Consider the following 22,769-nt stretch of genomic DNA (forward strand, 5'->3'; position numbering starts at 1 on the left):
TCACGATTCCTCACATTGGGCCAGATTAAGCGTTAGCCCAACAATTCCCTCTTCGAGCTGGACGTCAACAACAAACCCGAGTTTTCGGGCCAGGGCGACCATCCCACGATTGTTTGGCATCGTAATACCATTCAAACGTATAAGTCCGTGATCTCGGGTATATGCAATTAATTTTTCCATCAATCGGCGACCCAGTCCAAGCCCTTTGAGATCGGAACGAACCAGTACGGCAAACTCAGCATCTACGTTATCAGGATCCGAGATTGCTCGCGTTACGCCGAGGATCTCTTCGTGATTATCTTTACAACGCACCGCAACAAAAGCCATTTCCCGATCGTAGTCGATCTGCGTCATATTGGCTAAATCTTCGTGGGTAAATTCATTGATCTCACTGAAATAGCGATAATAAAGATCTTCTTTTGTCACTTGAGAAATGAACTGCTGTAGATGAGGTTCATCCTCCGGTAAAATGGGGCGGAACAGACAGCGCTCGCCGTTCTTCAACTCCACCCACTCTTCAAGCTGATGGGGGTAGGGACGTACAGCCAGCCTGCTTTCGTTATCTCCCGCGAAAGGGGCAATATCCAGCGTAACGTCCAGCGCGGTAAATTCTTCGGCGGAGGCCAGCAGAGGATGAATATCCAGACGCTGAATTTCCGGGCAGTCGACGATCAAGTTGGAGACCTGCACCAGAAGTTGGCTCAACCCGGCGATATCCAGCGGACGTAGTGCGCTGCGAGCGCGGATCTTTTTATTTTTGATCCCCTGGATCACCAGATAACGCGCCAGATTCATGTTCAATGGCGGCAAGGCCACCACGGCTTGCTCTTCCGGTCGCCACTCAACACCACCTTCACCCAGCATAATCAATGGACCAAATACCGGGTCATGTTCAACGACGACGCGAAGTTCTTGAGCACCAGCGCGATTCGCCATACTTTGTACTAATAAACCGTGAATGCGTGCCTGCGGCCAGGCCATTTTTACCCGATCGAAAATTGCATTGGCAGCCTGCTGCACTTCTGTTGCTGTACGCAGGTAGAGCATTACCCCCTGAACTTCCGACTTATGCGGGATATCAGGAGAACGCAGCTTGAGCGCCACCGGGTAGCCGATTTGCTCCGCGATATGTACGGCCTCTGCGCTGTCGCTGGCGATCCATGTCGGCAGTGTATGTAAGCCATAGGCCTGTAAAATAGGCTGAACTTCATGAGTATCCAGTGACGTTGCGCCTTCTGCAATCGCCTGTTGTAACAGATTATGCGCTTCGGCGGTGTTGGTGGTCAGATTGTCGGGTAGCGCTGGCGTTTCACGCAGTTGCTTCTGGTTACGCCGGTACTCCACCATATGCATAAATGCAGTGATAGTGCCTTCAGGCGTGCGGTAGGTTGGTAATCCGGCTTCGCTAAACAGTCTGCGGGCTTCCTGAGAGGAAAACTCTCCGCACCAGTTGGTCAGCAACGAGACGAATTTTCCTCGGGGATGATGCTTTACCGCTTCAATCAATGCCTGTGCGCTTTCGGTTCCGGGAGCGGCTGCGCTGGGTGAATGAATCACCATCAACGCGTCGAAATCCTGGCTGGCGAGCAAAATATCCAGCGTCTTAACGTAGTGTTCGCTGCTGGCGTCATCACGCAGATCCAGTGGGTTGGCGATATCAACATGTTCAGGCAATGAATCGCGTAATTTCTGGCAGGTGTCTTCACTCAACGTCGCCAACTTGCCATTTTTTGACCACAGTTCATCTAATGCCAGTGCGGCAGGCGCGGCCCCATTGCTGATGATCATCAGCCTGTCGCCACGTAGTGGACGCATGTGGCTCAAGGTTTCGACTGCTGAGAACAGCTCGTGAGTGTCTTGTACGCGCAGTAAACCGGCGCGCTGAATAGCTGCATCCCACGCAGGGTCCATCCCGGCGCTGGTATGCAGTAAACGCTGCGCTGCAGGGCTGCGACCACTCTTAATCACCAGAATAGGTTTATTGCGCGAGGCGCTACGGGCGGCGGAAACAAAGCGCCGGGCATCACTTAAATGTTCGAGATACAGCAATATCGCGCTGGTTTTACTGTCGCGTGCCAGGTAATCCAGTAGCTCATCAACGTCGATATCCAGGCTATCACCCAGTGCGATAAAGTAAGAAAAGCCCATTTCTCTCTGCTGTGCCCAGTCGAGTATGGTATTGGATACGGCGGCGGATTGAGAGATGAAAGCCAGCTTGCCGCGCTTAATCGGGACGGGGGAAAAGCTGGCGTTAAGTCCTTGCCAGGGTGCGAGAAGTCCCAGGCTGTTGGGACCCAGAAGACGTATGTTGTAGCGTGATGCGCAGGCCAGCAGCTCCGCGTGCTGCGCCGAGGGTGCTGAGAGAATAATGCAGGTTTTACAACCTTTCTCGCCAAGTGCTTCGAGTAATGCCAGGTTACGGCTGGCATTGGTGCACAACACGGCGAGATCGGGGCTAAAAGGCAGGCTGTTGATATTGGGCCACGCCAGTACGCCCAACACCGCTTTCCATGCGGGCGTCACCGGTAAAACAGGTCCATTGAAACCGCCAGCAAGCAGGTTACGCATCATCAGGTAACCCGCGCGATTAGGCTTCATTGACGCCCCAATCACCGCAATGGATTTCGGTCGCAATAGTGCTTCCAGACCACGCTGACTCATATCGGCTTCCTTAATGACACCAGTGACCGAATGATTTTAAACGTTTTCTGATGAATCTGCTGTGACGTTTCCCTGATGTTGAGTTTTTCCTGCCAGGTAGCGGGTTTTAAAGCGAGTAAAATGATCGCTTAACCCTTCTGCGGCTTGCGTATCTCCCGCCAGATCCAACAAGGCGATGGCCACCTCGGCTGTGCAATATTGCCCTTCGGCGTGAACGCCACGCAGGTGGTAAGCAGAAAGGCGTGATAAATCAACAGAGATCACCGGCAGGTTATCGAGGTACGGGCTTTTGCGGAACATTTTACGCGCCTCAGGCCAGGTGCCGTCGAGCATGATAAACAATGGGGGCTTACCGGCTGGTGGCGTGAAAATCACCTCACGCTTTTCACCTGCATAGGAGGCCGGGAATACAACCATCGGCTGGTAATCCGGATTTTTCACCAGTTCCAGCAGCGCCTGCGGCGGCTCGGTACGCGACCACTGAAAAGCCGTGGTATCGGGCAGAATATCGGCAATTAAACGCCCCGTGTTGCTGGGCTTCATCGGCTCGGTATCAAACATCACCAGACAAAAGCGACTTTTTGCCTCAGAGGGCGCCAGAGTTGCGCACAAGCAGAGCTTCTGCGGCAGCAGGCAGCGTTGACAGCGGCGAACGCGATTACCTCGGGCAAGGAAAGGACGCGTGGCGCGCGCGAGGCGCTCAGCGCGTAACTGAAGAACAGCGTTATCGGTCATGGGGAAACACGTTGAAAAACGCTATTGTCGCAGAGGTGAAAACGGGGCACAAGATGCGCCCCGTAGAGATTATAATGATTCGTTAAGCCAGTTATCAAACGGGGCTTTTGGTACAGCGCCGTTAAGCATGTCGACGATTTCACCTTTTCTGAAGATCATGATGGTCGGAATGCTGCGGATACCGAAACGGGCGCTGAGTTCACGCTCGGCTTCCGTATTCACTTTAACAAAACGCACTTTGCCGCTACGCTCTTCCGCGACATCTTCAAAAATCGGGGCGAAGTTACGACATGGACCACACCAGGGGGCCCAAAAGTCAACGACCACCGGGAGATCGTCTTTTAACAGTTTATCCAGTGTCTCACCGGTCGCATTGATCACCTCCCCATCAAACAGGTCGTGACCACAGCGTCCGCATTTAGCCGCTTCCTGGACACGATCGTCAGGGATGCGGTTGATAGCCTGGCAGCTGGTACAAACGGTATTCATAACTAACCTCTGGATGAGTGGAGTGGACTTCACGGCATAAACGCCAGTATGTTTCTATTATGTTACATATTATCGGAGAGTCTGTTCTAAACAACAATGCGTTTTATTCAATGAGTACAATAGTCCTTAGCTTTTAAATGAAATAATGGCTAACGACGTGCACATCGGGTAATCTGCGCGCTTCGCGCAGAGCAGGTGGAGAAAAACATGAGCGACGAACTGAAGAACAAAAACGGCAAGGTCAAAGTGATGTACGTCCGCAGTGACGATGACTCGGATAAACGCACCCAAAATCCACGTACTGGCAAAGGCGGCGGTCGCCCCGGTACTTCCCGAGCCGAAGGCGGTCGTCGCCCTGCCCGTGATGAACGAAAGGGTCCGAACAGCGAACGTGGTCGTGAACGCGGGCGTGACCGCGATGTAGAACGCGACCGCAGACGTGAAGATTCACCGTGGCGTACCGTTTCCCGCGCACCGAATGATGACGCAGCGGATAAAGCCGATCACGGCGGTATTAGCGGTAAGAGCTTTATCGATCCTGAAGTATTACGCCGTCAGCGCGCGGAAGAAACCCGCGTTTACGGTGAGAATGCCTGTCAGGCTCTGTTCCAGAGTCGTCCGGACGCTATCGTCCGCGCCTGGTTTGTTCAGAGCGTAACCCCGCGTTTTAAAGAAGCATTACGCTGGATGGCGGCAAACCGCAAAGCCTATCACGTGGTTGACGAAGCCGAGCTGGCGAAAGCCTCAGGCACCGAACACCACGGTGGCGTCTGTTTCCTGATCAAAAAACGTAACGGTACTACCGTTAAGCAGTGGGTCGGTCAGGCAGGGGCGCAGGATTGCGTGCTGGCACTGGAAGATATCGCTAACCCGCATAACCTGGGCGGTATGATGCGTAGCTGCGCGCACTTCGGTGTGAAAGGCGTGGTGGTTCAGGATGCGGCGCTGCTGGAATCGGGGGCGGCTATCCGTACTGCTGAAGGTGGAGCAGAGCATGTTCAGCCGATTACCGGTGACAGCATTGTCGATGTGTTGGACGATTTCCGTAACGCGGGTTACACGGTAGTGATGACCTCAAGCGTGAAAGGTAAACCGCTGTTTACTACCACGCTGCCGGAAAAAATGGTGCTGGTATTAGGGCGTGAGCGTGAAGCTCTGCCAGAAGCAGCATGTTCAGCCGACGACCTGTGCGTGGCGATTGACGGTACCGGCAAGGTAGAAACGCTCAATGTTTCTGTCGCGACCGGCGTTTTGCTCGCGGAGTGGTGGCGTCAGAACAAAGCCTGATAATAAAAATGCCAGCGAATCGCTGGCATTTTTTTACTCGCTTTCTGCGGGTAATACCGGCATCCAGTCAATCGGTTTTTCACCTCGTTGTTCCAGCCATTCATTCGCCAGTACAAAGTGATTGCAACCAAAGAAACCGCGATGCGCAGAGAGTGGTGATGGGTGGGGCGCTTTCAACACATGGTGACGCTGCGCATCAATAATCGCGCCTTTCTTCTGTGCGTGAGAACCCCAGAGCAGGAAAACCACGCCTTCCCGATGTTGGTTAATCAGGCTGATGACTTTATCGGTAAATGTTTCCCATCCAAGGCTGGCGTGAGAATGTGCCTGACCGGCGCGAACGGTGAGTACGGTGTTGAGTAACAGTACCCCCTGGCGTGCCCAGCTTTCCAGATATCCGTGCGTGGGGCGGGTGAAGCCGGGAATTGTTGCTTCCAGCTCTTTGTACATGTTCAGCAACGAAGGCGGAGTGGCAATCCCCGGACGAACAGAGAACGCGAGACCGTGTGCCTGGCCTGGGCCGTGGTAAGGATCCTGACCCAGGATGACAACTTTCACGTCACCAAGCTCGGTAAAACGAAACGCGTTAAACACATCTTTTTGCGGCGGATAAATTGTCATTCCTGACTGACGCTCGCCGGCAACAGTATGCAGTGTGTTAACAAAATAAGGCTGCTGTTTTTCTTCAGCCAGCACATCGTGCCAAGTTAATTCGGTGGCCATCTCGCTCTCCTGCGAATTTTCAATCCCCCTAGCTTAACTGCTTCTTTCGACGTCGCAAAATTCTGTACGTTTCTCAATGGTCTACCCCTTAAAGATAGTTGAAAATTTATGTAAAAAGTTTAGCTGTGCATACGGCGTAAGTTGATGTAAAACAATAAAATCCACCTATCACCACTTTTCATGTGTGGTTTTTATTGATTTAAATCAAAGATTCAAGGGTGTGTGAGGGGTATATATACACTCAAGCAACAATGGTTTTACCAATTGGCCGGATGACGGCCAACCGAGATCAAATAATTTTGCCGGGGAGGCATCAAATGATTACAGGTATCCAGATTACTAAAGCTGCAAACGACGACCTGCTGAACTCTTTCTGGCTGCTGGACAGCGAAAAAGGCGAAGCACGCTGCATCGTTGCGAAAGCAGGTTTCAATGCTGATGAAGTCGTTGCTGTCAGCAAACTGGGCGAAATCGAATACCGTGAAGTACCGGTAGACGTACAGCCGGAAGTCCGCGTGGAAGGTGGTCAGCACCTGAACGTGAACGTTCTGCGTCGCGAAACGCTGGAAGATGCAGTTAAGCATCCGGAAAAATATCCGCAGCTGACCATCCGTGTTTCTGGTTATGCAGTGCGTTTCAACTCTCTGACCCCAGAACAGCAGCGCGACGTTATCGCTCGTACCTTTACTGAGAGCCTGTAAGGCTCACGGGGAATAGCCCCGTTTAGCAAAGAATCAAAAAGCGGAAGATGCCAGTGTGTCTTCCGCTTTTTTGCATCCGTTAGTAAAAGATCCTTACCGCGCAATACACCAACAGCAGCGCCAGAATGATATTCAACTGCCGGCCGTAACGGCGAAAAACGCGCTGAAAAAGATGGCCCGCCAGCGCCCAGCAGGCATTTCCGAAGGTGCCGATCAGCGCCAACAGAATACTCACTCCAATCAGCCAGTGTGCGTCCTGAGTGTACGGTAATACAAACGTGGATAACGCGGTAATGCCGTACAAAATGATTTCACGTTAACAAACTGCAAGCCAAAACTCGCCCAGAAGCTAATCGGCTCTGACCGCAAATCATCGTTTGTAGCCGGGCTGGTGGCGATCTTCAGCGCCAGCCACAGGATATAAGCTGCCCCAGCCCAACTGAGCTAATGGATGATGGCAGGATCCATAACCGCCAGTGAAAATGACGGGCGAAACGCTGCTGGCGTATAAAATGCCGCAGGTTTTACAGCGAGTTAAACAACGTGCGCCCCATGTGCGGTTGTCTTTACAGTCACTCAATTGTTATGTCATTCGCGATGCGTTGCTCAGTGATGAGGTCGATCTGGGGGGGGTTATCGGGTGGGTAATGACGATGCCCTTGAGTTGATGCCGCTAGGTGATCAGTCACTGGCATTAGTTGCTTCGCCGCTGCTCCAGCACGTTAATTTTACTCAGTATAACCAGCACATTCCCTGCAGTTTTATCATTAATGAGCCGCAATGTATTTTCAGACAGCGCTTCGAGGGGCTACTGCGCAAACGACAGATTACGCTGGAAAATACCATTGAGTTATGGAGCATTGAAAGCATTAAGCAGTGCGTATCGGCAAATCTTTGGGTCAGCTTTTTGCCGCGTTTTGCCGTTGAGAGGGAGCTACGTTCAGGGGAATTGATTGAATTACCGTACAGTGAACAACCTGAGTTAATTACGGCATTGTGTGGTTATCATGCCGGAAAAGTCGTTAGTCCGGCGATGCGTGTGTTTCTTGAGTGTATTGAAGAGAGTTTTGCATCACGTGAAAAAATGCCGGGCTAAACGGCCCGGCATTCGGTTTACTCTTTGTCGGACTGCTGGGTAGCAGCTCCGCTCGGCTTACGACGTTTGCCGATATTTTTTGCATCGCGGTGACGTTTTTTCACCCGCGGCTTCTCTTTCTCTTTCGCTTTTTTCTCGGCGCGCTTCGTCAGCACTTTCTTGGATGGTTTACCGTTGGATTTCTCACTTGGCGCGCGCGTGGTTGGACGCAGTTCGTCGATGACGCGTGCTTTCAGCGGCTCGTCAATATAGCGGCTCGCTTTGCCGAGAAGCAGATGGTCGTGCGCTTCAACCAAAGAGATCGCAGTACCTTTACGACCTGCGCGACCGGTACGGCCAATGCGGTGCAGATAGGCATCGCCACTGCGCGGCATGTCGAAGTTAAACACATGGCTGACATCAGGAATATCGATCCCGCGAGCGGCAACGTCGGTGGCTACCAGCACGTTCACGCGGCCATCGGTCAGGCGTTTGATCGCTTCATTGCGTTTGTTCTGCACCATCTCGCCTTCGAGATAGCAGTTGTTAATGCCCGCCTGGCGCAGCCAGCCTGCCAGCTCGTGCACACGCTCGCGTTTACGTACGAAGACAATCGAGCGGGTCGCTTCCGGCTGTTTTAACAGATGGATCAACAGCGCAGTTTTGTGCTCGATGTCATCGGCACGGTAGTAAAACTGATGGATCTTCTTGCGTTCGCGGGTGGACGGATCCGCTGAGACTTCGACCGGATCTTCCAACAGACGCTCGGCAAAATCTTTAATCGCATCGCCTTCCAGCGTGGCGGAGAACAGCATGGTTTGCTTACGCCAGCGGGTTTCACCGGCGATATGTTCGATGTCCTGGGCAAAACCCATGTCCAGCATACGATCTGCTTCATCGAGAATTAGCGTCTCAACCGCATGGCAGTCGAAGTTTTCTTCTTTAATGTATTGCAGCAGACGACCCGTGGTGGCAACCACGATGTCCTGGTTTTCGCTAAAGACTTCCATGTGGTTCATGTAAGCCACGCCGCCGGTAATGGTCGCGATATCCAGATGCGTATTTTTCGCCAGCTCACGGGCGTGTTCAGCAACCTGCATCGCCAGTTCGCGCGTTGGCGTCAGGATTAAAATGCGCGGCGGACCGGATTTCTTGCGTGGGAAGTCGAGCAGGTGCTGCAACGCTGGCAGCAAATATGCCGCCGTTTTACCGGTGCCTGTCGGCGCAGAACCGAGTACATCACGGCCATCGAGCGCAGGCGGAATGGCGGCAGCCTGAATGGCGGTCGGGCGAGTGAAACCTTTTTCCTGGAGGGCATCCAGAAGGCTTTCATCGAGTTCAAGTTCGGAAAAAGTCGTTACAGTCATGTTCTACCTCTGAGTGGGGCGCTGATTATAGACGTTACGGCTGCAATCTTCATCTGTTTGTATGGATATACCTTCTCAGGTATTGTTTTTATCCTATGTTATCGTTTTTTTTTCCAGGAAGGTTGTTCTTCATGCCCCAGTCTACATCCGTACTGAAACGTAATGGATTTACTTTTAAGCAGTTTTTTGTGGCACACGATCGCTGTGCAATGAAAGTCGGAACGGACGGCATTTTATTGGGGGCCTGGGCCCCCGTTGCGGGCGTAAAGCGGATCCTGGATATTGGTACCGGGAGCGGCCTGTTGGCACTGATGCTGGCCCAGCGCACTGATGAAAACGTCATCATTGACGCCGTGGAGCTTGATGTCGACGCCGCGCAGCAGGCGCAGGAGAACATCGCGCAATCTCCGTGGATGCATCGCGTGAGTGTTCATACAGAAGATGCGCAACAGTGGATACCGCGTCAGACCGTGCGTTTTGATTTGATAATCAGCAATCCTCCCTATTATGAACAGGGCGTGGAATGCGCTACACCGCAGCGCGAGCAGGCCCGCTATACCACCTCGCTCGATCACCAGGCGTTGCTTACGTTGGCGGCGGACAGCATTACGGAAGACGGTTTTTTTTGTGTGGTGCTACCGGAGCAGATTGGTAACGCATTTACTCAGCAGGCGCTTAGCATAGGCTGGCATCTGCGATTGCGCACGGATGTAGCAGAAACCGAGGCCCGTCTACCGCATCGGGTATTGCTGGCATTCTCCCCGCAGGCCGGGGAGTGCTTTAGCGACAGGCTGGTGATCCGTGGGCCAGACCAACGTTACTCTGAAGGTTATACGGCGCTGACCCAGGCGTTCTATCTGTTTATGTGATGACTGAGCGGCGAGAGAATTGACGGGCCCGCCTCTGGAAGCTGTTCTGGGTAATCCAGCGTGTAGTGCAGGCCCCGACTCTCTTTGCGCATCATCGCGCAGCGGACAATCAGCTCGGCAACCTGCACCAGATTGCGCAGCTCCAGTAGGTTGTTCGACACACGGAAATGGGCGTAATACTCGTCGATTTCCTGTTGCAGCATGGTGATACGGCGCAGGGCGCGTTCCAGACGTTTAGTGGTGCGCACAATACCGACGTAATCCCACATGAACAGCCGCAGCTCATGCCAGTTATGCTGGATAACAACCAATTCATCTGGATTTTCTACCCGGCTTTCATCCCAGCCCGGGAGCGTGCTGACGCCGCGTGCATAAGGCATACGCCTGTCGATATCTTCAGCCGCGGACCAACCGTAAACCAGACACTCCAGCAATGAGTTCGATGCCATCCGGTTGGCGCCATGCAGGCCGGTGTAACTCACTTCGCCGATCGCATACAACCCATCGACATCGGTACGGCCAAAGTCATCAACCATCACGCCGCCGCAGGTATAGTGCGCGGCAGGCACGATGGGAACAGGTTCTTTGGTTAGATCAATGCCCAGTCCCAGCAACTTTTCATAAATCATCGGGAAATGCTGACGAACAAATTCTTCCGGTTTATGACTGATATCGAGGAACATGCAATCTGCACCCAGGCGCTTCATTTCATGATCAATGGCGCGGGCGACAATATCGCGGGGAGCCAGTTCGCCACGCTCGTCAAAATCGGGCATAAAGCGTGAACCGTCCGGGCGTTTCAGGTGCGCGCCTTCGCCGCGCAGCGCTTCGGTCAGCAGAAAATTGCGCGCCTGCGGATGATACAGCGCTGTTGGGTGAAACTGGTTAAACTCCAGGTTGGCGACGCGGCATCCCGCACGCCAGGCCATTGCAATTCCGTCACCCGAGGAAATATCCGGATTGGTGGTGTATTGATATACCTTTGACGCGCCGCCGGTGGCCAGCACTACCGACTTCGCATGGCAGGTTTCTACGGCTTCTTTATTACGATTCCAGATCCAGGCACCGACAACCCGACGCGTTCCCGGCAGACCGATTTTATCGGAGACAATCAGGTCGACAGCATTACTGCGCTCGAGAACCCGGATGTTGGGATGATTTTGTGCCTGGCTGACGAGGGTGGTTTCGACTTCTTTGCCGGTAGCATCCGCAGCGTGCAGGATGCGTCGATGGCTGTGACCGCCTTCACGGGTCAGGTGATAGCTCTCTTCACCGTTAGGCTGAACCTGCGTATCAAATAAGACGCCCTGATCGATAAGCCATTGAACGCAGGTACGGGCATTGCTGGCGACAAATTCCACCGCATGGCGATCGCACAGCCCGGCCCCGGCAATCAGCGTATCTTCAACGTGGGAGTCGATACTGTCGGTTTCATCGAAAACCGCGGCAATACCGCCCTGGGCATAAAATGTCGAGCCTTCGCTGACCGGCCCTTTGCTCAGGACAATAACCTGATGCTTTTCAGCCAGGCGCAGCGCCAGTGAGAGTCCGGCAGCCCCGCTGCCAATGATCAGCACGTCACAGGATAATTCAGGAGTCGTATTCATGATTTTTGTTTAATTTACTAAACAGTGTTTGGTCACCATAGCACCACATTGCGCGATACTGCACGTTTTATTTTTAAACGTGTTGCAATGACTAAACATGAAAGAAAAACATGATGAGGGTGAAATAGGCAAAAATATTTTGTGAAGCAGGCCGTTAGCATCAGATTATGTGATGAAATAAAGTGCCCGTTGGGTTACTCTGCAAGCGGTGAAATGGGCATTTCTGTACAGATAGTGCGTTGATCGGGTTATGTAGACTTATAATGAGAGATAAGACCTGTCTACAACATGACAAACAAAAAACAATGCGTAACGGAACTTTACGAAACTTGAGCACTCTAAGCATTTGCTTGCTCATAGTGAAGCTGATGGAGTGGCGTTTCGAAGGCGCGTGGAAATTTGGTTTGGGGAGACTTTACCTCGGATGAGCGAGCAGTTAACGGACCAGGTCCTGGTAGAACGGGTCCAGAAGGGAGATCAGAAAGCCTTTAACCTACTGGTAGTGCGCTATCAGCATAAGGTGGCGAGTCTGGTTTCTCGCTATGTACCATCGGGTGATGTACCCGATGTAGTACAAGAAGCATTTATCAAAGCCTATCGTGCGCTGGACTCGTTCCGGGGGGATAGTGCTTTTTATACCTGGCTGTATCGTATTGCGGTCAATACAGCGAAGAATTACCTGGTCGCTCAGGGGCGTCGTCCACCTTCCAGTGATATAGATGCGATTGAAGCAGAAAATTACGAAAGTGGCGGTGCGCTGAAAGAAATTTCGAACCCTGAGAACTTAATGTTGTCAGAAGAACTGAGACAGATAGTTTTCCGAACTATTGAGTCCCTCCCGGAAGATTTACGCATGGCAATAACCTTGCGGGAGCTGGATGGCCTGAGCTATGAAGAGATAGCCGCTATCATGGATTGTCCGGTGGGTACGGTGCGTTCACGTATCTTCCGAGCGAGGGAAGCTATTGATAATAAAGTTCAACCGCTTATCAGGCGTTGACGATAGCGGGATACTGGAAAAGGTATTAGGCATGCAGAAAGAAAAACTTTCCGCTTTAATGGATGGCGAAACGCTGGATACTGAGTTGCTCAAAGAGCTGGCTCACGACCCGGAAATGCAAAAAACCTGGGAGAGTTATCACCTGATTCGCGATTCCATGCGAGGTGATACTGCCGACGTTCTCCATTTCGATATTTCCGCCCGCGTAATGGCCGCCATCCAGGATGAGCCGGTACGTCAGACGGCGCCATTGATTCCTGAGGCCCAGCCAGCACCGCACCAGTGGCAGAAAATGCCGTTCTGGAAGAAAATGCGTCCGTGGGCCGCGCAGCTTACTCAAATGGGTGTGGCCGCGTGTGTATCACTTGCAGTTATTGTTGGCGTCCAGCACTATAATGGGCAATCTGAAACGTCCCAGCAGCCCGAAACGCCGGTATTTAATACATTACCGATGATGGGTAAAGCCAGTCCGGTAAGCCTGGGTGTACCTTCTGACGCGACGGCCAGCGGCGGTCAGCAACAGCAGGTACAGGAGCAGCGTCGTCGTATTAATGCCATGTTGCAGGATTACGAACTGCAACGTCGACTGCACTCTGAACAGCTTCAGTTTGAGCAGGCCCAGACACAGCAAGCCGCTGTGCAGGTGCCAGGAATTCAAACTTTAGGAACGCAATCGCAGTAATGAAGCAACTTTGGTTTGCCATGTCACTTGTGGCTGGTAGCCTGTTCTTCTCTGTCAACGCCTCGGCCAATCCTGCGTCCGGGGCGTTGTTGCAGCAGATGAATCTGGCCAGCCAGTCGCTCACCTATGAGCTGTCATTTGTCAGCATCAATAAGCAGGGTGTTGAATCCCTACGTTATCGCCATGCCCGCCTGGATAACCGTCCGCTCGCGCAACTGTTGCAAATGGATGGTCCGCGCCGGGAAGTGGTGCAACGTGGCAACGAAATCAGTTATTTTGAGCCAGGTCTCGAACCGTTCACGCTGAACGGCGACTATATCGTTGACTCACTGCCCTCCCTGATTTACACCGACTTCAAACGTCTTGCTCCCTACTATGATTTTATCTCAGTAGGCCGCACCCGTATTGCCGATAGGCTCTGTGAAGTGATCCGCGTTGTGGCGCGTGACGGCACCCGTTACAGCTATATCGTTTGGATGGACACTGAGACCAAGCTGCCAATGCGTGTTGATCTTCTTGACCGTGATGGCGAAACGCTGGAACAGTTCCGCGTCATCGCGTTTACTGTTAACAACGGTGTCAGCGACAGCATGCAGACGCTGGCGAAAGCCAATCTGCCGCCGTTGTTGTCAGTTCCTGCGGGTGAGAAAACCAACTTCAACTGGAGTCCGTCGTGGTTGCCGCAAGGCTTCAGCGAGGTGTCCAGCAGTCGACGTCCGCTGCCGACGATGGATAACATGCCGATCGAATCACGGCTTTATTCCGATGGTCTGTTCAGTTTCTCCGTGAACGTAAACCGCGCGATGCAAAACAGTGCCGATCAACTGCTGCGCACTGGACGCCGCACGGTTAGCACCAGCGTGCGAGATAACGCCGAAATCACTATTGTCGGTGAGCTTCCGCCGCAAACGGCGAAGCGTATCGCGGACAATATTAAGTTCAGGGCTGCACAATGATTAAAGAGTGGGCGACGGTCGTCTCCTGGCAAAATGGTCTGGCGACGGTCAGCTGTGATGTTAAAGCATCATGTAGCAGCTGTGCTTCCCGGGCCGGATGCGGGAGCCGCGTGCTGAACAAACTGGGACCACAGACCACACACACCATCGTGGTGCCCTGCGACGAACCCTTGACCCCTGGTCAAAAAGTTGAACTGGGCATTGCCGAAGGTAGCCTGCTCGGTTCGGCGATGCTGGTCTACATGTCTCCGTTGGCGGGACTGTTTCTTTTCGCGGCGCTATTCCAGGTACTGTTTGGTTCCGATCTTGCGGCATTAAGCGGAGCAGTGTTGGGGGGCGTGGGCGGATTCCTGATTGCTCGTGGATACTCTCGTAAGCTTGCTGAACGCGAAGCCTGGCAGCCGGTCATTCTGAACGTTGCTCTCCCACCCGATCTTATTCGCGTCGAAACCCAGCAGTGATATCTTTGCCTGATGGCACTGCGCTTATCAGGCCTACAGCGTCCTCAGATGCAGGCGTAGGCCGGATAAGGCGTTTATGCCGCCATCCGACAAAAGTTTCATCGACTTTGCAAAGTTGTTTCCAGTTCCCGCTATCCTTGCTCTATGAACATTTCCTCGCCTCAGCGTTGTAGTGTAGAATGCGGCGTTTCACTTAAACAGACGTTAAGCTCAGAACAGCGACTTCTCAGAGCCTGCTCAGGCGGGCGTAAGGCACAATAATTACACTATATGAAGAACATACGTAACTTTTCAATCATAGCTCACATCGACCACGGTAAATCGACGCTGTCTGACCGTATTATCCAGATCTGCGGTGGCCTGTCTGACCGTGAAATGGAAGCGCAGGTTCTCGACTCGATGGATCTTGAGCGTGAGCGCGGTATTACTATCAAAGCGCAGAGCGTGACGCTCGATTTCAAAGCATCTGATGGTGAAACCTATCAGCTTAACTTTATCGACACCCCGGGCCACGTTGACTTCTCGTATGAAGTTTCCCGCTCGCTTGCCGCCTGTGAAGGTGCACTGCTGGTGGTTGATGCCGGGCAGGGCGTAGAAGCGCAGACCCTTGCTAACTGCTATACCGCCATGGAAATGGATCTGGAAGTGGTGCCGGTTCTGAACAAAATCGACCTACCGGCCGCCGATCCTGAACGCGTAGCGGAAGAGATCGAAGATATCGTCGGTATCGATGCGACAGATGCCGTTCGCTGCTCGGCGAAAACCGGCGTTGGCGTCACTGACGTTCTTGAACGTCTGGTACGCGACATTCCGCCGCCGGAAGGTGATCCGGAAGGCCCATTACAGGCGCTGATCATCGACTCATGGTTCGACAACTACCTTGGCGTGGTGTCGCTGGTACGTATTAAAAACGGCACCATGCGTAAAGGCGACAAAATTAAAGTAATGAGCACCGGTCAGGTCTATAACGCCGACCGCCTGGGGATCTTCACGCCAAAACAGGTTGACCGTACCGAGCTGAAATGCGGCGAGGTAGGTTGGTTGGTTTGTGCGATTAAAGACATCCTCGGCGCGCCGGTTGGCGATACCCTGACGCAGGCGCGTAACCCGGCAGACAAACCGCTGCCAGGCTTTAAAAAAGTGAAGCCACAGGTTTACGCCGGTCTGTTCCCGGTCAGCTCTGACGACTATGAAAACTTCCGTGACGCGCTTGGCAAGCTGAGCCTGAACGACGCCTCCCTGTTCTACGAACCGGAAAGCTCTACCGCGCTGGGCTTCGGCTTCCGTTGTGGCTTCCTTGGTCTGTTGCACATGGAGATCATTCAGGAACGTCTGGAGCGTGAATATGATCTGGATCTGATCACTACCGCGCCGACCGTAGTCTACGAAGTCGAAACCACGGCGAAAGAGACTATCTACGTCGATAGTCCGTCCAAGCTGCCGCCGCTGAACAACATCTACGAACTGCGTGAGCCGATCGCTGAGTGTCACATGCTGCTGCCGCAGGCTTACCTTGGCAACGTCATCACCCTGTGTATCGAGAAGCGTGGCGTCCAGACCAACATGGTTTACCACGGTAACCAGGTGGCGCTGACCTATGAAATCCCGATGGCGGAAGTAGTACTCGATTTCTTCGACCGTCTGAAGTCGACCTCTCGCGGCTATGCGTCGCTGGACTATAACTTCAAACGCTTCCAGGCGTCTGACATGGTGCGCGTTGATGTCCTTATCAACAACGAACGTGTCGATGCGCTGGCGCTGATTACTCACCGCGACAACTCCCAGAGCCGTGGCCGTGAACTGGTTGAGAAGATGAAAGATCTAATCCCTCGCCAGCAGTTTGATATCGCGATCCAGGCGGCCATTGGTACGCACATCATCGCGCGTTCAACCGTGAAGCAGCTGCGTAAAAACGTTCTGGCGAAATGCTACGGCGGTGATATCAGCCGTAAGAAAAAGCTGCTGCAAAAACAGAAAGAGGGTAAAAAGCGCATGAAGCAGATCGGTAACGTCGAACTGCCGCAGGAAGCGTTCCTCGCCATTCTGCATGTCGGTAAAGACAGCAAATAATCTTAAGGAGTTGGCATGGCGAACATGTTTGCCCTGATTCTGGTGATTGCCACACTGGTGACGGGCATTTTATGGTGCGTAGATAAATTCATCTTCGCACCAAAACGCCGGGAGCGTCAGGCAGCAGCGCAAGCTGCTGCAGGTGATTCACTGGATAAAGCAACGCTGAAAAAAGTATCCCCTAAGCCGGGCTGGCTGGAAACCGGGGCATCCGTTTTCCCGGTACTGGCGATTGTGCTAGTGGTACGTTCATTTATTTATGAGCCGTTCCAGATCCCGTCAGGTTCGATGATGCCGACGCTGCTTATCGGTGACTTTATCCTGGTGGAGAAATTCGCCTACGGGATTAAAGATCCGATTTACCAGAAAACGCTGATCGAAACCGGTCATCCGAAACGCGGTGATATCGTGGTGTTTAAATACCCGGAAGATCCGCGTCTGGACTACATTAAACGTGCTGTCGGTTTACCGGGAGACAAAGCAACGTACGATCCAGTGGCGAAAGAAGTGACTATTCAGCCAGGATGCCGTTCCGGTCAGGCGTGTGAAAACGCGCTGCCGGTAACGTATTCGGATGTTCAGCCAAGTGATTTCGTACAGACCTTTGCGCGCCGTAACGGTGGGGAAGCGACCAGTGGCTTCTTTGAAGTTCCGCCGAACGAAACAAAAGAGAACGGTATTCGTCTCTCTGAGCGTAAAGAAACGCTGGGTGAGGTTACGCACCGCATTCTGACCGTGCCAATCGCACAGGATCAGGTGGGAATGTATTACCGCCAGCCTGGTCAGCAACTGGCAACCTGGATCGTCCCGCCAGGGCACTACTTCATGATGGGTGATAACCGTGACAACAGCGCGGACAGCCGTTACTGGGGATTTGTGCCGGAAGCGAATCTGGTGGGTAAAGCGACCGCTATCTGGATGAGTTTCGATAAGCAAGAAGGTGAATGGCCGACCGGTGTGCGTTTAAGCCGTATTGGTGGCATTCACTAATCGCCGATAATCGTTCACGTTGTCGTCATTACGGCGGCAGCGTGAATTATTTCTCGGATAAATTCCCGCAGACTAACGACATCCCTTGTCGTTGTGTATAGAATATTCCCCCGAAGTTTTAGGTTGGCTCCGATAGGTTGCCACGGCACACGAAACAGCGTTGGTTTGTATATAAAAGCATGCAGTCGAAGCCAGATGGCTCCGCAAAGTGCGTATATCAGGTCTGTTTCGTGTGCTGAATTGTTGACGCATTCATTTATTGGTATCGCATGAACCCCATCGTAATTAATCGGCTTCAACGGAAGCTGGGCTACACTTTTAATCATCAGGAGCTGTTGCAGCAGGCATTAACTCACCGGAGCGCCAGCAGCAAACATAACGAGCGTTTAGAATTTCTGGGCGACTCTATTTTGAGCTTTGTTATCGCTAATGCGCTGTATCACCGTTTCCCACGAGTGGACGAAGGTGACATGAGCCGCATGCGCGCAACGCTGGTTCGCGGCAATACGCTGGCTGAATTAGCCCGTGAGTTTGACCTCGGTGAATGTTTACGTTTGGGGCCTGGTGAGCTGAAAAGCGGCGGCTTCCGTCGTGAATCGATCCTGGCCGATACCGTTGAAGCGTTGATCGGTGGCGTCTTCCTCGACAGCGATATTCAAACCGTTGAGCAATTAATCCTGAACTGGTATCAAACTCGTCTGGATGAAATTAGCCCAGGCGACAAACAAAAAGATCCGAAAACGCGCCTGCAGGAATATTTGCAGGGTCGCCACCTGCCTCTGCCGTCTTATTTGGTGGTACAGGTCCGTGGTGAAGCACACGATCAAGAATTTACTATCCACTGCCAGGTCAGCGGCCTGAGTGAACCGGTGGTTGGCACAGGTTCGAGCCGTCGTAAGGCTGAGCAGGCTGCCGCCGAACAGGCGTTAAAAAAACTGGAGCTGGAATGAGCGAAGAGAAAACTTACTGCGGATTTATTGCCATCGTCGGTCGCCCGAACGTCGGCAAATCCACCCTGTTGAATAATCTGCTTGGGCAGAAGATTTCTATTACCTCACGTAAGGCTCAGACAACACGTCACCGTATTGTTGGCATCCATACTGAAGGCGCGTATCAGGCGATTTATGTTGATACTCCGGGCCTGCATATGGAAGAAAAACGAGCGATCAACCGCCTGATGAATAAAGCGGCGAGCAGCTCGATCGGTGATGTTGAACTGGTTATTTTCGTTGTGGAAGGCACCCGCTGGACGCCGGACGACGAAATGGTGCTCAACAAGCTGCGTGATGGCAAAGCCCCGGTTATTCTGGCTGTGAACAAAGTAGACAACGTTCAGGAAAAAGCCGATCTGCTGCCGCACCTGCAGTTCCTGGCAAGCCAGATGAACTTCCTTGATATCGTGCCGATTTCTGCCGAAACCGGCTTGAATGTCGATACCGTTGCGGGCATCGTGCGTAAGCATTTGCCGGAAGCTATTCATCACTTCCCGGAAGATTACATCACCGACCGTTCTCAGCGCTTTATGGCCTCTGAAATCATCCGTGAAAAGCTGATGCGTTTTCTGGGGGCTGAGCTGCCGTATTCCGTTACCGTGGAAATTGAGCGTTTTATCTCCAACGAGCGCGGTGGTTACGATATTAACGGTCTGATCCTCGTTGAACGTGAAGGGCAGAAGAAGATGGTTATTGGCAACAAAGGGGCCAAAATTAAAACCATCGGCATCGAGGCGCGTAAAGACATGCAGGAGATGTTCGAAGCGCCGGTCCACCTCGAACTGTGGGTGAAGGTGAAATCTGGCTGGGCCGATGACGAACGCGCGCTGCGTAGCCTCGGTTACGGCGACGACGTCTAAACCCATCTTCTGAAACACGGCGAGTATATGGAAGGTTGGCAACGAGCCTTTGTCTTGCATAGTCGCCCCTGGAGCGAAACCAGTCTCGTGCTGGACGTCTTCACGGAAGAGTCGGGTCGCGTGCGTCTGGTGGCTAAAGGCGCACGTTCCAAACGTTCTAATCTCAAAGGCGCGCTCCAGCCTTTTACCCCGTTGTTGCTTCGCTTTGGTGGGCGTGGAGAGGTCAAAACCCTACGTAGTGCTGAAGCTGTTTCTCTGGCACTCCCTCTTAGCGGTATCACGCTGTACAGCGGCTTGTATATCAACGAGCTTGTCTCGCGCGTACTCGAGTACGAAACCCGCTTTTCTGAACTCTTTTTCGATTACCTGAACTGTATTCAGGCGCTGGCTGGCGCGACGGGTTCGCCAGAACCTGCATTGCGTCGCTTTGAGCTGGCCTTACTTGGACATCTGGGGTACGGCGTCGATTTTACCCACTGTGCGGGCAGCGGCGAGCCGGTAGACGACACCATGACCTATCGTTACCGGGAAGAAAAAGGGTTTATTGCCAGCGTCGTTATTGATAACAACACCTTTACCGGACGCCATCTCAAAGCACTTGAGTCGCGTGAATTTCCTGATGTCGATACGTTACGCGCCGCGAAACGCTTTACCCGCATGGCGTTAAAGCCGTATCTTGGTGGTAAGCCGTTAAAAAGCCGGGAACTGTTCCGGCAATTTATGCCAAAACGCGCAGTAAAAACAAATAATGATTAACGAGGATTGTCATGGCTGAATTACTGTTAGGCGTCAATATTGACCACATTGCCACGTTACGTAATGCACGCGGTACCGCATATCCGGACCCGGTTCAGGCAGCGTTTATCGTTGAACAGGCGGGCGCGGACGGTATTACCGTACATCTGCGTGAAGACCGTCGCCATATCACCGACCGTGACGTGCGCATTTTGCGGCAGACGCTGGATACGCGCATGAATCTGGAAATGGCAGTCACCGAAGAGATGCTGGCGATTGCTGTTGAGACTAAGCCGCATTTTTGCTGTCTGGTGCCGGAAAAACGTCAGGAAGTTACCACTGAAGGTGGTCTGGACGTCGCCGGTCAGCGTGACAAGATGCGCGATGCCTGCAAACGCCTGGCGGACGCAGGCATTCTGGTTTCGCTGTTTATCGATGCCGACGAAGAACAGATTAAGGCCGCTGCGGAAGTTGGCGCGCCGTTTATTGAAATTCACACCGGCTGTTACGCCGATGCGAAAACTGACGCAGAGCAGGCCAGCGAACTGGCGCGTATCGCCAAAGCGGCGACCTATGCTGCAAGCCTTGGCCTGAAGGTGAATGCGGGTCACGGTCTGACGTATCACAACGTTAAAGCTATCGCACGGATCCCGGAAATGCACGAGCTGAACATTGGCCATGCCATTATCGGGCGCGCGGTGATGAGCGGTCTGAAAGATGCCGTAGTCGAAATGAAGCGCCTGATGCTGGAAGCGCGTGGCTAATGGCGATTTTGGGATTAGGTACGGATATCGTGGAGATTGCCCGCATCGAAGCGGTAATCTCCCGTTCCGGCGACCGCCTGGCAAGACGTGTGCTCAGCGACAACGAATGGGCAATCTGGGAAACGCATCAGCAGCCGGTGCGTTTTCTGGCGAAGCGTTTTGCAGTCAAAGAAGCGGCAGCAAAAGCCTTTGGCACGGGTATTCGCAATGGGCTGGCGTTTAATCAGTTTGAAGTCTTTAACGACGAACTCGGTAAGCCGCGTCTGCGATTATGGGGAGAGGCGTTAAAACTGGCGGAAAAACTCGGTGTCGCGCATATGCATGTGACGCTGGCCGATGAGCGTCACTACGCCTGCGCCACGGTGATTATCGAGAGTTAGATTCTGCACGTTGCCGGATGGCGACGCGTGGCGTCTTATCCGGCCTACGGGTTATACGATTATTGCAGGGCTGGGTAGGCCTGATAAGCATTAGCGCCATCAGGCTTCATCGCCGAATGGCGACGCGGTTAAAGTTTATCGGCGTGGTGCATCAGCACAAACTTATCCCACAACTGCTCTTCTGTTTCGACATGTGCCGGATCTTTCAAAATAGTATTGGGGATCGGGCACACCTTCTGGCAGGTTGGCGTGTCGTAATGGCCTACGCATTCCGTACATTTGTCGCTGTTAATCTCGTAAATGCTATCACCCATCGAAATCGCCTCATTCGGGCATTCGGGCTCGCACATATCGCAATTGATACACTTTTTAGTGATTAACAAGGCCATCAGGAAACTCTCAAAACATCACAAACCGGGCGGGCATTATACGCGCATTCTTTGCTCAGACCAGTTTTTTTACCAGAGCTTCGCTGTGGCGAATACGTTCCGGAGCATGCTCCAGATCCTGCTGCACCAGAGCCATAAACAGTAAATCAGTGAGCATCATTTGCGCATGAGTGGAAGAAATCGCTGCGCTGCGCGTGGCCTGCTCCTCGGCAATCGTGTACAGACAATGACTTGCCCGTTGCTGCAGGGCATTGGGTGTAAATCCAGTGATGGCGAGGATTTTCGCGCCGGTGCGCAACGTTTCATCTGCAGCCAGGTTGAGCTCGCGGCGCTCTCCGGTATACGAAATGGCCAGCAGCAGATCGTTGGGCGAAAGGGCTTGCACCGTCGCCAGCAGGGCGTGCATATCGCGTTCCACCACCGCGTTAAAACCAATCTTCAGCAACTTCCAGGCAAAATTCTGTGCCACCAGACCCGATGCGCCAATCCCGGTCACGATAATGCGCCGGGCTGAGCGCAACATTGTGACGCTCTCCATCAGTTTCTCTTCGCTGTTGACGTCCAGCGTCGCATGCATCGCCGCCACGTTCTCCTGAATCAACTTTTCCCCCACCAGACGCATAGGATCGTCACCGCGAATCTGATTATGTACCGGAATGGAATGGGGGTTGGGATTGCTGGCCAGCGCTTCGCTGATCGCCAGTTTGAGTGCAGGAAATCCTTTAAAACCCATCTTTTGCGCGAACTTCACCACGCTGGACTGGCTGACGCCCGCCTCCGCGGCCAACTGCTGCGAACTGAGATGACGCGCAGTATCCGGCTGGGAAAGGAGATAATCCGCCAATTTTTTATCGCTTTGCGCGAGGTCCGGGTAACGCTGACGAATGCGAATTAAACAGTTCATGCTGTCTCCTGGCGAAAACGTGATGGCGATTACAAAACAAAATTTCATTCGCCTGGATGAATATAATATTCC

23 protein-coding genes and 2 pseudogenes are annotated in these 22,769 nt (G+C 52.9%); 16 read left to right on the top strand and 9 right to left on the bottom strand.

Translation table 11 applies throughout. From position 1 onward, the window contains the following. From SK39_RS17465 to trxC, 3 genes are all read right to left on the bottom strand, one after another. Entirely contained in the window at window positions 1–2,661 is a 2,661-nt protein-coding gene (locus SK39_RS17465; RefSeq protein ID WP_032937943.1) for a bifunctional acetate--CoA ligase family protein/GNAT family N-acetyltransferase, read from the bottom strand. Between the two features lie 36 nt (window positions 2,662–2,697). After that, on the bottom strand, window positions 2,698–3,396 hold the full coding sequence (gene tapT / locus SK39_RS17470) for a tRNA-uridine aminocarboxypropyltransferase (protein WP_032937942.1): 699 nt from the start codon (window positions 3,394–3,396) through the stop codon (window positions 2,698–2,700). A gap of 69 nt (window positions 3,397–3,465) precedes the next feature. Beyond that, on the bottom strand, window positions 3,466–3,885 hold the full coding sequence (trxC, locus tag SK39_RS17475) for a thioredoxin TrxC (RefSeq protein WP_032937941.1): 420 nt from the start codon (window positions 3,883–3,885) through the stop codon (window positions 3,466–3,468). 207 nt (window positions 3,886–4,092) lie between these two features. On the opposite strand from trxC, the gene SK39_RS17480 reads away from it, so the two are divergent. Further along, window positions 4,093–5,172 carry a tRNA/rRNA methyltransferase gene (locus tag SK39_RS17480; RefSeq protein WP_003037560.1) on the top strand — a complete coding sequence of 360 codons (1,080 nt, stop codon included), beginning with the start codon at window positions 4,093–4,095 and terminating at the stop codon, window positions 5,170–5,172. A gap of 33 nt (window positions 5,173–5,205) precedes the next feature. Here the strand turns inward: SK39_RS17480 and ung are convergent, their stop codons facing one another. Beyond that, window positions 5,206–5,895 carry a uracil-DNA glycosylase gene (gene ung / locus SK39_RS17485; RefSeq protein WP_003037561.1) on the bottom strand — a complete coding sequence of 230 codons (690 nt, stop codon included), beginning with the start codon at window positions 5,893–5,895 and terminating at the stop codon, window positions 5,206–5,208. A gap of 317 nt (window positions 5,896–6,212) precedes the next feature. Here ung and grcA point away from each other — a divergent pair, with 317 nt between their 5' ends. Continuing rightward, window positions 6,213–6,596: an autonomous glycyl radical cofactor GrcA gene (gene grcA, locus SK39_RS17490; RefSeq protein ID WP_003037563.1), complete on the top strand. Its 384-nt coding sequence runs from the start codon at window positions 6,213–6,215 to the stop codon at window positions 6,594–6,596. Between the two features lie 79 nt (window positions 6,597–6,675). Here grcA and eamB read toward each other — a convergent pair. Next, window positions 6,676–7,082: pseudogene (gene eamB / locus SK39_RS17495) on the bottom strand (cysteine/O-acetylserine transporter); the annotation flags it as partial. Between eamB and SK39_RS17500 the strand changes: the two are divergent. Continuing rightward, a pseudogene (locus tag SK39_RS17500) lies at window positions 7,079–7,692 on the top strand (substrate-binding domain-containing protein); the annotation flags it as partial. The pseudogenes eamB and SK39_RS17500 overlap by 4 nt on opposite strands. 17 nt (window positions 7,693–7,709) lie before the next feature. On the opposite strand, the gene srmB reads toward SK39_RS17500, so the two are convergent. After that, the gene (srmB, locus tag SK39_RS17505; protein ID WP_032937939.1) at window positions 7,710–9,038 is read right to left on the bottom strand and encodes an ATP-dependent RNA helicase SrmB; all 1,329 of its coding nucleotides are present in this window, start codon (window positions 9,036–9,038) and stop codon (window positions 7,710–7,712) included. Window positions 9,039–9,169: 131 nt separating this feature from the next. On the opposite strand from srmB, the gene trmN reads away from it, so the two are divergent. Then, window positions 9,170–9,907 carry a tRNA(1)(Val) (adenine(37)-N(6))-methyltransferase TrmN gene (trmN, locus tag SK39_RS17510; protein WP_003847060.1) on the top strand — a complete coding sequence of 246 codons (738 nt, stop codon included), beginning with the start codon at window positions 9,170–9,172 and terminating at the stop codon, window positions 9,905–9,907. Here trmN and nadB read toward each other — a convergent pair. Further along, window positions 9,892–11,514: an L-aspartate oxidase gene (gene nadB / locus SK39_RS17515; protein WP_003037572.1), complete on the bottom strand. Its 1,623-nt coding sequence runs from the start codon at window positions 11,512–11,514 to the stop codon at window positions 9,892–9,894. The two genes, trmN and nadB, sit on opposite strands and share 16 nt — an antisense overlap. Window positions 11,515–11,819: 305 nt before the next feature. Between nadB and rseD the strand changes: the two genes are divergently transcribed. The 12 genes from rseD to acpS all read left to right on the top strand — a co-directional run bounded on the left by rseD (window position 11,820) and on the right by acpS (window position 21,404). Beyond that, complete coding sequence (gene rseD / locus SK39_RS27170) at window positions 11,820–11,942, top strand: rpoE leader peptide RseD (protein ID WP_223306697.1); 123 nt, start codon at window positions 11,820–11,822, stop codon at window positions 11,940–11,942. Then, window positions 11,939–12,514 carry an RNA polymerase sigma factor RpoE gene (gene rpoE, locus SK39_RS17520; protein ID WP_003037573.1) on the top strand — a complete coding sequence of 192 codons (576 nt, stop codon included), beginning with the start codon at window positions 11,939–11,941 and terminating at the stop codon, window positions 12,512–12,514. Before rseD ends, rpoE begins: the two co-directional genes overlap by 4 nt. A 31-nt stretch (window positions 12,515–12,545) precedes the next feature. Further along, window positions 12,546–13,196: an anti-sigma-E factor RseA gene (rseA, locus tag SK39_RS17525; RefSeq protein ID WP_003037574.1), complete on the top strand. Its 651-nt coding sequence runs from the start codon at window positions 12,546–12,548 to the stop codon at window positions 13,194–13,196. Then, window positions 13,196–14,152, top strand: coding sequence for a sigma-E factor regulatory protein RseB (gene rseB, locus SK39_RS17530; RefSeq protein WP_003847063.1), 957 nt, complete (start codon window positions 13,196–13,198; stop codon window positions 14,150–14,152). Before rseA ends, rseB begins: the two co-directional genes overlap by 1 nt. After that, window positions 14,149–14,613 carry a SoxR-reducing system protein RseC gene (gene rseC / locus SK39_RS17535; protein WP_003037576.1) on the top strand — a complete coding sequence of 155 codons (465 nt, stop codon included), beginning with the start codon at window positions 14,149–14,151 and terminating at the stop codon, window positions 14,611–14,613. Before rseB ends, rseC begins: the two co-directional genes overlap by 4 nt. 270 nt (window positions 14,614–14,883) lie before the next feature. Further along, the gene (lepA, locus tag SK39_RS17540) at window positions 14,884–16,683 is read left to right on the top strand and encodes a translation elongation factor 4 (RefSeq protein ID WP_003037577.1); all 1,800 of its coding nucleotides are present in this window, start codon (window positions 14,884–14,886) and stop codon (window positions 16,681–16,683) included. A gap of 15 nt (window positions 16,684–16,698) precedes the next feature. Next, the gene (gene lepB, locus SK39_RS17545; RefSeq protein WP_048217255.1) at window positions 16,699–17,673 is read left to right on the top strand and encodes a signal peptidase I; all 975 of its coding nucleotides are present in this window, start codon (window positions 16,699–16,701) and stop codon (window positions 17,671–17,673) included. Window positions 17,674–17,942: 269 nt separating this feature from the next. Further along, window positions 17,943–18,623 (top strand): ribonuclease III, encoded by a 681-nt coding sequence (gene rnc / locus SK39_RS17550; RefSeq protein ID WP_003037579.1) that lies wholly within the window; start codon window positions 17,943–17,945, stop codon window positions 18,621–18,623. Further along, complete coding sequence (era, locus tag SK39_RS17555; RefSeq protein WP_003037581.1) at window positions 18,620–19,525, top strand: GTPase Era; 906 nt, start codon at window positions 18,620–18,622, stop codon at window positions 19,523–19,525. The genes rnc and era overlap by 4 nt, the downstream gene beginning before the upstream one ends. Window positions 19,526–19,552: 27 nt before the next feature. Next, the gene (gene recO, locus SK39_RS17560) at window positions 19,553–20,281 is read left to right on the top strand and encodes a DNA repair protein RecO (RefSeq protein ID WP_003037583.1); all 729 of its coding nucleotides are present in this window, start codon (window positions 19,553–19,555) and stop codon (window positions 20,279–20,281) included. 11 nt (window positions 20,282–20,292) lie between these two features. After that, a complete protein-coding gene (gene pdxJ / locus SK39_RS17565; RefSeq protein WP_016150781.1) occupies window positions 20,293–21,024 on the top strand; it encodes a pyridoxine 5'-phosphate synthase in 732 nt (243 codons plus the stop codon). After that, on the top strand, window positions 21,024–21,404 hold the full coding sequence (gene acpS / locus SK39_RS17570; RefSeq protein ID WP_003037588.1) for a holo-ACP synthase: 381 nt from the start codon (window positions 21,024–21,026) through the stop codon (window positions 21,402–21,404). Before pdxJ ends, acpS begins: the two co-directional genes overlap by 1 nt. A 128-nt stretch (window positions 21,405–21,532) precedes the next feature. On the opposite strand, the gene SK39_RS17575 is transcribed toward acpS, so the two are convergent. Then, complete coding sequence (locus SK39_RS17575; protein ID WP_003037590.1) at window positions 21,533–21,793, bottom strand: YfhL family 4Fe-4S dicluster ferredoxin; 261 nt, start codon at window positions 21,791–21,793, stop codon at window positions 21,533–21,535. Between the two features lie 55 nt (window positions 21,794–21,848). Beyond that, a complete protein-coding gene (locus SK39_RS17580; protein WP_003037593.1) occupies window positions 21,849–22,697 on the bottom strand; it encodes a MurR/RpiR family transcriptional regulator in 849 nt (282 codons plus the stop codon). Window positions 22,698–22,769 lie beyond the last annotated feature (72 nt).

The organism is Citrobacter sp. BIDMC107, from assembly GCF_001037575.1.
Classification (GTDB): domain Bacteria; phylum Pseudomonadota; class Gammaproteobacteria; order Enterobacterales; family Enterobacteriaceae; genus Citrobacter; species Citrobacter freundii.